At 45.6% G+C, this 7,690-nt stretch carries 4 protein-coding genes and 2 pseudogenes; 3 read left to right on the top strand and 3 right to left on the bottom strand.

Features of this window, described 5'->3' with window-relative positions; all coding sequences use genetic code 11:
• Nucleotides 1–103: 103 nt before the first annotated feature.
• Nucleotides 104–616, top strand: a pseudogene (sigK, locus tag GC093_RS13000) (RNA polymerase sporulation sigma factor SigK); the annotation flags it as partial.
• A 312-nt stretch (nt 617–928) separates the two neighbouring features.
• Here the strand turns inward: sigK and GC093_RS12995 are convergent.
• Genes GC093_RS12995 through GC093_RS12985 form a run of 3 tightly spaced genes read right to left on the bottom strand, consistent with a single transcriptional unit; the run spans nt 929 to nt 4,805 of the window.
• Nucleotides 929–2,257: an MFS transporter gene (locus tag GC093_RS12995; RefSeq protein WP_246314164.1), complete on the bottom strand. Its 1,329-nt coding sequence runs from the start codon at nt 2,255–2,257 to the stop codon at nt 929–931.
• On the bottom strand, nt 2,241–3,875 hold the full coding sequence (locus GC093_RS12990) for a PEP-utilizing enzyme (RefSeq protein ID WP_171652286.1): 1,635 nt from the start codon (nt 3,873–3,875) through the stop codon (nt 2,241–2,243). Before GC093_RS12990 ends, GC093_RS12995 begins: the two co-directional genes overlap by 17 nt.
• A 45-nt stretch (nt 3,876–3,920) precedes the next feature.
• Entirely contained in the window at nt 3,921–4,805 is an 885-nt protein-coding gene (locus GC093_RS12985) for a PEP/pyruvate-binding domain-containing protein (protein WP_171652285.1), read from the bottom strand.
• Between the two features lie 158 nt (nt 4,806–4,963).
• On the opposite strand from GC093_RS12985, the pseudogene GC093_RS36895 reads away from it, so the two are divergent.
• Both GC093_RS36895 and GC093_RS12975 read left to right on the top strand, forming a co-directional pair.
• Nucleotides 4,964–5,053, top strand: a pseudogene (locus GC093_RS36895) (RNA polymerase subunit sigma-70); the annotation flags it as partial.
• Nucleotides 5,054–5,218: 165 nt separating this feature from the next.
• Complete coding sequence (locus GC093_RS12975; protein ID WP_171652284.1) at nt 5,219–7,525, top strand: helix-turn-helix domain-containing protein; 2,307 nt, start codon at nt 5,219–5,221, stop codon at nt 7,523–7,525.
• The last annotated feature ends 165 nt before the right edge of the window (nt 7,526–7,690 follow it).

Here is a 7,690-nt window from a genome sequence, read left to right as displayed (position 1 = left end):
CAAATCGGCAAAGTTATGGGTTAAGTCACAATTACTATGAAAAATTCCGTTTTATTGAAGGTCGCCCATCACGTCAACAAAATTTTTTACATCGTTTCGTGTTCATATAGTCAAAAAATTCGGCAATACAGGCGAGGATCTGGAGGATCTCTTATCAATTGGAACGATTGGATTGATCAAAGCGATCGAATCGTTTTCACCGGATAAAGGAACCAAGCTGGCCACTTTCGCAGCCCGTTGTATCGAGAATGAAATACTTATGCATTTGAGATCGCTAAAGAAAACACGCAAGGATGTTTCCCTTCATGATCCCATTGGAACGGACAAAGAGAGGAACGAAATCACTTTAATCGACATTCTTGGTACGGAAGCCGATGATGTCGTGGATAAGGTACAGCTTAAGATAGAGAAGTCGAAAATTTACAGAAATCTGGATATTTTGAATGAACGTGAGTGAGAGGTAGTTGTTGGGCGCTTCGGGCTTGAAGCAGGCGGAGAGGAAAGGACACAGAGGGAGATTGCGAAGGATCTGGGGATTTCGCGCAGCTATGTATCCCGGATTGAGAAGCGGGCTTTGAAGAAGCTGTATCATGAGTTTTATAAGGTGAAACGATAAAGTCAAGTATACAAGGTTTGGGTGGCCTGCCTTGAAGGCAGGCTCTATTCTATAAAAATAAGGATGTTTTTGTCATGGACGAGCTGCTTCAACAAATGGCTCATATAACAATTGGTATTGTGGCATAGTTAATTAAAATTTATTGGGAAATTGCTATCTTTATTAATTCTTGCACCACAACCAATGGTAGTTCCGGAGTTGGGGGAAGTTGCCAAGTTATAAAAGCATTGGCCGGAGCTTGCAGAAGCAGGCAAGCTGGAGCTTGACGACATTTTGCTCTCTGGGAAGAGCGAACAGGGCTATTGGCCATATCTAATCGGCTTTCGACGAGCTGCCGGACCGTTCCGTCAGGCCACCGGACAGCGGTAGACCCACCGCCGCAAAAATAAGCAGGCAGTAAAACAGCACATGAAAATCTGGCAGCACGCTGACCATCACGGAAGCCGCCATGCCGCCGATATAGCGGGACGTGGAAAAAATGCCCGAGGCAAGGCCCGACATCTCCTTGGATACCGACTGCAGTGAAGCGGCCTGCATGGACGGCGTTCCCATACCCGAACCGATCCCGCCGACCAGTAAACCGGCCGCTATATAAGAGATATTCGGGTAGCGGTAAATGTTTAAGTAACCGAGCAGAGCTACCGCCGAGACTGCGAAGGACAGCAGCACGAGACGCCTTTTCCCGAGCCGATCGGTCAGAGAGCCGCCGATCCAGGAACAGGCCGACATCGACAGGGAGAAAACAAACAGCAGCATCCCTACCGTCTGCATGGAATAATGATAGACCGTCTGTAACAGTACGGGCATAACCAGAATAGTGCTGTACATGATCGCGTTACTTAACAGGATCGCTATATTCGCGCTGCTGAACATTCGGTTCCTGAACAGTGAAAATTGGATCAAGGGAGCCTTGCAGCGCCTTTCCCGATGAATGAAAAGCATTGTGATGAGCACCAGCGCGACGGCGGTCCAAGCGCTGAGAAACTCGCGATGTGTCACAACCAGGGTCAGCAAGGTTAAGCCAGCTGCCATATAAACCGCCCCCAAAATATCAAGGGTCGCTTCGCCGCTCCGAGGGAGTGTGCGTGGAAGATAAATCGATGCCATCACCAGGCTATAGAGGGCGAATGGGATGTTGATCCAAAATATCGAAGTCCATCCTATTTCACCGATCAGTATGGAACCGACCAGCGGACCGATCGCGGCCCCGAGGCCCATCAGCAGGCCGAACGTTCCGAATGTCTTACCGAGCCTATCTCTGGGAACGACGTCGCGTATCAAGGCGGTTGCGTTCGGGGCCGCTATTGCACCACCTAGTGCTTGTACCGCCCGGAACATGATAAGCCACAGCAGACTGAACGAAAACATGCACGCCGCCGAAGCGATCAGAAAGAGCATCATGCCCAGCAGAAACATTGTCCGTTTGCCGTACAAATCGCCCATTTTACCTGCGATGGGCTGAATAGCAGCCATGACGATGAGGTAAATCGTAATCACCCAAGAGGCTTGCGCCAGACTCACGCCCAGCACGCCGGCTATCGTCGGCAGCCCCACGGCGATCATTGTGGAATTGACGGGAACTAGAAACGTTCCCGTCAAGATGGACAGCAGGCTGAGCCGATAACTAGGACTGCTGCCCAAAGTGGACCACTCCCTTGGTACCGTCCACCTTAACTATGTCGCCATCCTTCAGCAAAGACGTCGCGACCTTTGAGCCCACAACGGCAGGAAGCTTGTATTCCCTGGCCACCGTGCCCGCATGGGATAAAATTCCGCCGGCATCGGTCACAATTGCTCCCACAATAGAGAACAGCACAGTCCATGGCGGGGTCGTCGTCTTGCAGACCAGTACATCTCCCTGCTGAACCTTGGAAAAGTCCTCCGGATTGCGAACCACTTTAACCGTACCTGTATAGGTTCCCTGTGAAGCAGCATAACCGGTAAACGTCTGCTCCTGCTCCTGGATTTCAGGTGGTTTTCCGCCGAAGATCCGCTCCAGAGCCGGATCCATCGGCACTTCGGGCGGTGTCCCGTAGAAAGGTGCCGGCTGCTTCTGTTTGTTCACTTCAAACTCCGCTTTTCTTTGCCCAATCTGAGCATGCAGCGGTGTCGGATCAGACAGCATAGCCAAAAGTTCATCGAGATAGAGGAAGAAAACATCAGCTTTGTCTTCCAAAACCCCCTGATCCACCAGCAACCTGCCTACATTCAACAGAAATGGCCGTGATTTAGCAGGAAGCATGGCATCGATGTAGAAATGATGGTCCTCATCCAAGCCCCAGCTATCCAACGCCCATTGATACATCATAACGAAGGTCTGCTTTAATTCCACTTCCGGGAGGCCTGCGATCACTTCCTCTGCCTTGGCTTCTCTCTGCCGCACGGTCTCCGCAAATTCACGGTCGAAGTCATAATCCTTCTTGATGTACCTGGCGATAATGCGCAGTGCGTATTCTGGATTCTCGGCCCAAGTTTCATCGTTAAACTCGTGAGAATTGGTTGAGCGTTGCCCATATATCTCCAAAACATCCTGAAGGCGTTTCAGCAGCGTGAGGCCTTCCTCAGTTTGTTCGATCCGAACATTGTAACCCACTTCCGTCGCTTCCTCGGCAAAAGCGGCCACCAGTACCGGAGACTGCTTAACCCAATCTGCTAGCTTCCACAGCTCTCTGTCGGTTTCAAGCGATTTGTTCATGACCCCCGCTAGCATATCGTATACGACTACTGTATCAGCACTTCCCGTTAGTTGGCCGTACATTTGCTCCAAGGCCATAAAGGCGGTTCGTGGAAGGATAATCTCAAAGTGCAGCTGCCAGGCCCTGCGGTAAAAATCGAACAACCCAAGCAGTTTCTCCTTCGCTTCCCCCACTGTTAATGCAAGCTTGCTGTCTTCGCCCAGACTCCGGTAGAACGGCAAAAATTCTTGATCCACATAGTTTTTCAGGTGCTGACTCAACATCGGAAGGAGCGACACCATGGTTTTCTTATGTTCTTCCAATCGCTTCTGCGGGTCGCCTGGATAAGGAACGGTATACTGATAAATTCGACCGTCGGCCAGTTTATAACGAAATTGGGACAAAGGCATCTTCAGATTTTCGAAAGCCGCCTTTGTGCCTTCCGTCACCGCCGGAACCATAAATGAGGCGAACAACGGCGTCAGCGCATGCGACAGGTGAACGTCGTCCTGGACCCAAAACCCCTGTTTTATATCTTCCTCCTGTAGCATAAGATCACTTCGAAACGTTTTTGTAATAGACATACTGTTGCTAGCCTCCAGTTTAGGTGTGATTTTGCCAGACCGTAGTTACGTAGTAACCGGTCTTGCCTGTAAAATGTAAATATGTCTGTCTTTTATCGCAAACTCAATGTCAACCGGCATCTCGTAGAAAACTTCAATTTTATGTGTCTGCTCCACCAACTCGGCGATATGTTCGTCGGATAGACAGAAGCGGTTTTGCTCCTCTTTCGTTGTTGTGAGCTCCACCGTCCCTTTGCCGGCCGCCACGATTTTAACTTCCTTCAATCCTAACTCTTTCTCTATGTGCCCGTCGGTTTTGCCTATGACATAAGAATCGGGTGTGACCAGACCGGAAACGATCGACTCGCCCAAGCCGTAGCTTGCATTAATGATAATCTCGTCCTCATTATGCGTCACAGGATTCATGCTGAAAATTACGCCCGATACGTCCGCTTGCACCATCTGCTGCACCAATACACCCATAGGAAAGCTGCCCATATCGGAACTTACATTTTTTTGCTGCGCATAATCCCGCACCCTTGTGGAAAAAAGAGAGGCCCAGCAACGTTTCAGGCTATTCAGCAAGTGCGTCAGGTCAGTTACATTCAATATCGTCTCATACTGCCCCGCAAACGAGGCCTCCTCTAGATCCTCCGCCGAGGACGAGGAACGCACAGCCACAGCCATCATTCCACTCTCAGACTGGCCACGCATTGACTCGAAGGATGCTGTTACTTCGTCATAAACGTCCTCTGGCAGCCGTGCCTCGATGAGCCTACTTTCGAAATCTCCTATGAGCTCGGGGGTCCGCAGACCGTTTGCTTCCAGAAAACGTTCCAACGCATTCGAGGTAATGACGAAACCACCTGGGACTTTAACGTTTTGTCCTGTCAATTTTGCAAGCTGCAGCGCTTTCGATCCAATTTTTTGAATATGTTCATGACCAGCCATGTTAAGCGTCACCGTATACATTAGAGATGAAAATACCCCTTTCAAATTCTATTTACAATTTATTAACAATTTACGGATAGCATTAAGGGTACCATCTTGCTTTAGCGTATTCTATTATCCGAACGTAGCAAATAGTCGAATTCGGGTATACTTTCATAGAAGATTCGGAGGATCTGATCTCGATCGGCACGAGTGGATTGATCAAGGCGATCGAATCTTTTTCATCTAATAAAGGAGCAAAGCTGGCAATGAGATTACGTTAATCGATATTCTCGGTTCCGAAGCTGATGGTGTGGTCGATCTGGTGCAGTAAAATGTTTGGATTGGCTGCCAGACAAATGAATCTTACTATGCTGTTTGCGGAATGTAGGATATAATTATAGGGACCAACGAGCTGGGAAGGGGGGGAAAACATGCAATATAAAGGAAGCAAAATAACTCGCATATTTTTGTTGCCTTACTTGCTTGTTTTGCTTGTCCCCATCATGATTGGGACATTAACTTATAATAAGACCATTAGTGTTATAGAGACCGAGACGGCCAAATCCAATATGACTTTGCTCAATCAAAGCAAGGAAATCATTGATCGCAGACTTGATGAGGTAGATCGGATCACACAACAAATCACGTTGGACCCAAACCTCATTACATTTCAGTATATAGCTGACCCATTTGAGGGGTCCAATACATATCGAACCATAGAAATGAAAAAGAGCTTGGTCAATTACAATTTATTTAATCATTTCATTGCTAATTATTATGTTTTATTTGCAAATAGTAAACTTGTCATGACACCTACAGAAGTTTATGATTTACCGACGTTTTATCCAAATGTGCTACAGTATGGGAAGCTTGATTACACGCAATGGACTCAACAGTTCATGGGAAAGTATCACACAAAAACCATCCTACCTGCAACCGCTTACACGATTGATGGGAAAGAACAACAGATGATCACCTATATTCAATCCTTGGGGTATGGAACCAATTCATTCGCTACAATTGTCATCTTAATAGATAATCTCGAATTGGTTAAATTATTAAGCGGGTTGGATATTGCTGATGGGGGCTCAGCATATATTGCGGATAAAAACGGTCAAATTATAAGCTTCATTTCCAATGAATCCCGTCCCTTCTCTCCAGACCTGATCAATTTCACTTCCGCAAGCGGCACGATATTTCCATCGGCTGCATCCAACAACATGATGACTACCTATACGACTTCAGCCTACAACGGCTGGACTTACGTTGTATCTCAGCCTGCCCACATCGCATTTGAAAAGGTTAACTATATCAAGAATACAATTCTCACCATCTTTATGCTTTCGTTAACTATAGGATTAATCATTGCCATTCTCATGGCCTATCGAAGCAGTAAGCCGATACGATTTTTGGTCAATACCTTTGAGTCGAGTGGAGAAGAAATGGGTAAGCATGAAAAAACTAAAGATGCTTATCAACTGATTCAAGCAGGGATTTCTCGATTGAAGAACAATAATGATGCTTTACAGCAAGAAATGGATAAACAGCGTCCTATGCTTAGAATTGCCTTCTTTGAACGTTTATTAAAAGGTGAATTTTCGATTTCGGATGATAATAAGCTGGTTATGGATCGTCTCGGAATTGATTTGTTTGGCGAAACCTTTGTTGTGGCTGTACTTTCTTTAAGTGATCATAACCTTATTGTACAAAAGGAAATTCAGCAGGATTTGGATATCAAAAGCTTGATGATCAAAGATGTCATTTCACGAATCAGTGAGAATGTTTTTTTTCATGCGATGAATGGCAATAAAGTCGCTTTGATTTTTTCATGCAGATCCCGTAATTTGGATGATTGTAAAAAATTGGTAGATGAATTTGTGCTTCGAATGAACAGGGAAATGCATGAGCAGCTCTATAACCCCTCGATTGGAGTAGGAAATATATATACTAGCCTTGAAGAAATTTCACGCTCCTATCAAGAAGCGGAACAAGCACTTGACTATAAAATTTGGAAAGCAATCAAAGGAATGGTTTGGTTCAGTGATCTGCCGCAGACTAACGGAAGCTATTATTATCCTTCTGACGTTGAATTAAAACTGATGAATTATATCAAGGCAGGGAATCAAACGGAGGTACAGAAGTTATTCGTTGAGTTTTACAGTGAAAATTTTGATAAGCGGAATCTTTCCTCATCCATGATGAAGCTCCTTGTGTATGATATCAAAGGCAGTATAGCCAAATTAGTGGAACAAATCGTAATTGATGACCAGTTGCTGACAAAACAACTACAAGCATTGTTCGCCCCTTTTGACCATCTCGAGGATGTTCAGGAAATCTTTCGATCCATTGAAAGAACTTGTTTACATATTTGTGAGGTTGTTAATAGCCGGAAGAGAAGTCATAACGATCAATTGCTCAAGGGAATTATTGAGATGATTCATTCTCATTATCATTCACCCAATTTTGCATTGCTCGCGATCTCGGAAAAATTCCATATCTCGGAGGTATATTTATCGTATTTTATCAAAGAGCAGACGGGCATCATCTTTACAGAATATTTGGAAGCGTTAAGGATGGAGCATGCCAAGAAATTGCTTTTGATTGAAAGTTATTCAGTGAAAGATATCGCCGAAAAGGTCGGATATAACTCATCCAATACGTTTTGTCGTGCATTCAAACGAATATATGGTATCAGTACAACCGAATATAAGAAAACTATAACTGCCAATAACCTATAAAATTTGGTATTTCTCAGGACGATGTCTCCTTGTACTAAGTGACGCATACGTCTATTTTTTTTGCATATCGCTAATATTGTTTGGCGCCTATGCAGCTATGCATTTCGGCAGATTGCTTGTAGATAGCTGTCTAAACCGCGATATTCCCGTCCTATATTGTGTCGT

The sequence above is a fragment of the Paenibacillus foliorum genome (assembly GCF_013141765.1).
In the GTDB taxonomy this organism is placed as follows: Bacteria; Bacillota; Bacilli; order Paenibacillales; family NBRC-103111; genus Paenibacillus_S; species Paenibacillus_S foliorum.
This window is presented reverse-complemented; position numbering and strand designations above follow the sequence as displayed.

Bases quoted from the DNA above. Each gene is read 5' to 3' on its own strand.
- GC093_RS12985 (WP_171652285.1), bottom strand. From the start codon at position 4,805: ATGGCTGGTCATGAACATATTCAAAAAATTGGATCGAAAGCGCTGCAG.
- GC093_RS12975 (WP_171652284.1), top strand. From the start codon at position 5,219: ATGCAATATAAAGGAAGCAAAATAACTCGCATATTTTTGTTGCCTTAC.
- GC093_RS12990 (WP_171652286.1), bottom strand. From the start codon at position 3,875: ATGTCTATTACAAAAACGTTTCGAAGTGATCTTATGCTACAGGAGGAA.